The following is a 3,393-nucleotide window of genomic DNA, read 5'->3' on the forward strand; positions in this document are numbered from 1 at the left end:
CCTCCCGTCCTTCCCCGAGCGCACCCAGTGGGCCGCCCCGCACCGGCCCGGCGAGGGCTCCTCGTCCCCGCACGACTGGCCTCCCGTCCTTCCCCGAGCGCACCCAGTGGGCCGCCCCGCACCGGCCCGGCGAGGGCTCCTCGTCCCCGCACGACTGGTGATCCGGGGCCGCGGGCACCCGGCCCGCACCCCCGCCGCCGGGCCGATCACGCCCGACTGTCAGTGGGGGGTCGTACGGTGGTTGCATGCGGCCCGTTTCCAAGATCGAACGTACGGTGGCGCCTTTCGAGGTCGTCAGCCCCTACCAGCCCAGCGGCGACCAGCCGGCGGCCATCGCCGAGCTGGAGCGGCGCATCCGCGCAGGTGAGAAGGATGTCGTCCTGCTGGGTGCGACCGGCACCGGAAAGTCGGCGACGACTGCCTGGATGATCGAGAAGCTCCAGCGCCCCACGCTGGTCATGGCGCCGAACAAGACGCTGGCGGCCCAGCTGGCGAACGAGTTCCGCGAGCTCCTGCCCAACAACGCCGTCGAGTACTTCGTCTCGTACTACGACTACTACCAGCCCGAGGCGTACGTCCCGCAGTCGGACACGTACATCGAGAAGGACTCCTCGATCAACGAGGAGGTCGAGCGGCTGCGCCACTCGGCGACCAACTCGCTGCTGACCCGCCGCGACGTGATCGTGGTGGCGTCCGTCTCGTGCATCTACGGCCTGGGCACGCCGCAGGAGTACGTGGACCGGATGGTGCAGCTGAAGGTCGGCGAGGAGATCGACCGCGACCAGCTGCTGCGCCGCTTCGTCGACATCCAGTACACGCGCAACGACGTCGCCTTCGCGCGCGGCACGTTCCGGGTGCGCGGCGACACCATCGAGATCTTCCCGGTCTACGAGGAGCTCGCCGTCCGGATCGAGATGTTCGGTGACGAGATCGAGGCGCTGTCCACCCTGCACCCGCTGACCGGCGAGATCATCAGCGAGGACCGGGAGCTGTACGTCTTCCCCGCCAGCCACTACGTGGCGGGCCCCGAGCGCATGGAGAAGGCGGTCACCGGCATCGAGAAGGAGCTGGAGCAGCGCCTCGCCGAGCTGGAGAAGCAGGGCAAGCTCCTGGAGGCCCAGCGGCTGCGGATGCGGACCACGTACGACATCGAGATGCTGCGCCAGATCGGCAGCTGCTCCGGCGTCGAGAACTACTCGATGCACTTCGACGGCCGCGAGCCCGGCACCGCGCCCAACACGCTGCTCGACTACTTCCCGGACGACTTCCTGCTGGTCCTCGACGAGTCGCATGTGACCGTCCCCCAGATCGGCGCGATGTACGAGGGCGACGCCTCCCGCAAGCGCACCCTGGTCGACCACGGCTTCCGGCTGCCCTCCGCGATGGACAACCGGCCGCTGAAGTGGGAGGAGTTCCTGGGCCGCGTCGGCCAGACCGTCTACCTCTCCGCGACCCCCGGCAAGTACGAGCTGTCGCGCGGCGACGGCTTCGTGGAGCAGATCATCCGCCCCACCGGCCTGGTCGACCCCGAGGTCGTGGTCAAGCCGACCGAGGGCCAGATCGACGACCTGGTGCACGAGATCCGCAAGCGCACCGAGAAGGACGAGCGCGTCCTCGTCACCACCCTCACCAAGAAGATGGCCGAGGACCTCACCGACTACTTCCTGGAGATGGGCATCCAGGTGCGGTACCTGCACAGCGACGTCGACACCCTGCGCCGGGTCGAGCTGCTGCGCGAGCTGCGCGCGGGCGAGTACGACGTACTGGTCGGCATCAACCTGCTCCGGGAGGGCCTGGACCTGCCCGAGGTGTCGCTCGTCGCGATCCTCGACGCCGACAAGGAGGGCTTCCTGCGCTCGGGCACCTCGCTGATCCAGACCATCGGCCGCGCGGCGCGCAACGTCTCCGGCCAGGTCCATATGTACGCCGACAAGATCACCCCGGCGATGGAGAAGGCCATCGAGGAGACCAACCGCCGCCGGGAGAAGCAGGTCGCGTACAACAAGGAGCGCGGGATCGACCCGCAGCCGCTGCGCAAGAAGATCAACGACATCGTCGCGACCATCGCGCGCGAGGAGGTCGACACCGAGCAGCTCCTCGGCTCCGGCTACCGCAAGGCCAAGGACGGCAAGAGCGCCAAGGCGCCGGTGCCCGCGCTCGGCGCCAAGGCGGCCAAGGCGAAGGCCAAGGCGGGCAAGGGCGGCGCGGTCCTCACCGACCGCCCGGCGGCCGAACTCGCCGAGCAGATCGAGGAGATGACCGAGCGGATGCGCGCCGCAGCCGCCGAGCTCCAGTTCGAGATCGCCGCCAGGCTGCGTGACGAAGTGGGGGAGCTGAAGAAGGAGTTGCGCCAGATGCGGGAGGCGGGCCAGGCCTGACGGGTCCGGCACCCGGTGTGTTGCAAGACCGACACAAATCCGCCCCGCGCGGTGGCGCACATCGCGCCACTGCGTAGGGTCGGGGCCGAGAACGTAGGAATGCGGAGAGGGGACAGCGCGTGACGGTCAATCTGACCAAGGGCCAGGCCATCAGCCTGGAGAAGCAGGGTGGCGGCACCCTGACCGCGGTGCGGATGGGGCTCGGCTGGCAGGCGGCGCCGCGCCGCGGCCTGTTCGGCTCGCGCACCCGGGAGATCGACCTGGACGCGTCGGCGGTGCTCTTCGCCGACAAGCAGCCGGTGGACGTGGTGTTCTTCCGCCACCTCGTCAGCGACGACGGCTCGGTGCGCCACACCGGCGACAACCTGGTGGGCGGCGCCGGCCAGGGCGGCGACGACGAGTCGATCCTCGTCGACCTCCAGCGGGTCCCGGTCCACATCGACCAGATCGTCTTCACGGTGAACTCGTTCACCGGCCAGACGTTCCAGGAGGTGCAGAACGCGTTCTGCCGCATCGTCGACGAGACCAACGGCCAGGAGCTGGCGCGCTACACGCTGGACGGCGGCGGCCAGTACACCGCGCAGATCATGGCGAAGGTGCACCGCGCGGGCGCCGGCTGGCAGATGACCGCCATCGGCAACCCGTCCAATGGACGCACCTTCCAGGACCTGATGCCGGCGATCCTGCCGCACCTGTAGGCGCGGCTCCCCGCAGACACCAGCGGCCGTCACGGCCGCACCCGCAGCTCCCGGCGGCAAGGCCGCCGGGAGCTGCCCCGCACCACCGTGCACCACCGGCACTCGACGAGGGGACGAAGCGATGACGGCCGAGCTGGTACGGGGACAGAACCACCCCCTGCCCCGGACCCGACTGGAGATCCGGGTGTCGGCCGGCACCCCGGTCGTCGCCGGTGCCACCCTGGGCGACGACCGGGGTGCCGGCCGACACCCGGATCTCCAGTCGGGTCCGGGGCAGGGGGTGGTTCTGTCCCCGTACCAGCTCGGCCGTCATCGCT

Annotated in this window: 2 protein-coding genes and 1 pseudogene; all 3 read left to right on the forward strand. The window is 70.0% G+C overall.

All coding sequences use genetic code 11. The features are described 5' to 3' along the window. The first annotated feature begins 245 nt into the window (after positions 1–245). A complete protein-coding gene (gene uvrB, locus ACJA3G_RS33430) occupies positions 246–2,378 on the forward strand; it encodes an excinuclease ABC subunit UvrB (RefSeq protein ID WP_406556790.1) in 2,133 nt (710 codons plus the stop codon). A 119-nt stretch (positions 2,379–2,497) separates the two neighbouring features. After that, the gene (locus tag ACJA3G_RS33435; RefSeq protein WP_101387801.1) at positions 2,498–3,076 is read left to right on the forward strand and encodes a TerD family protein; all 579 of its coding nucleotides are present in this window, start codon (positions 2,498–2,500) and stop codon (positions 3,074–3,076) included. A gap of 121 nt (positions 3,077–3,197) precedes the next feature. Then, positions 3,198–3,393 (forward strand): annotated as a pseudogene (locus tag ACJA3G_RS33440) (export associated protein); the annotation flags it as partial.

The organism is Streptomyces sp. YS-3 (genome assembly GCF_045257485.1).
GTDB lineage: Bacteria > Actinomycetota > Actinomycetes > Streptomycetales > Streptomycetaceae > Streptomyces.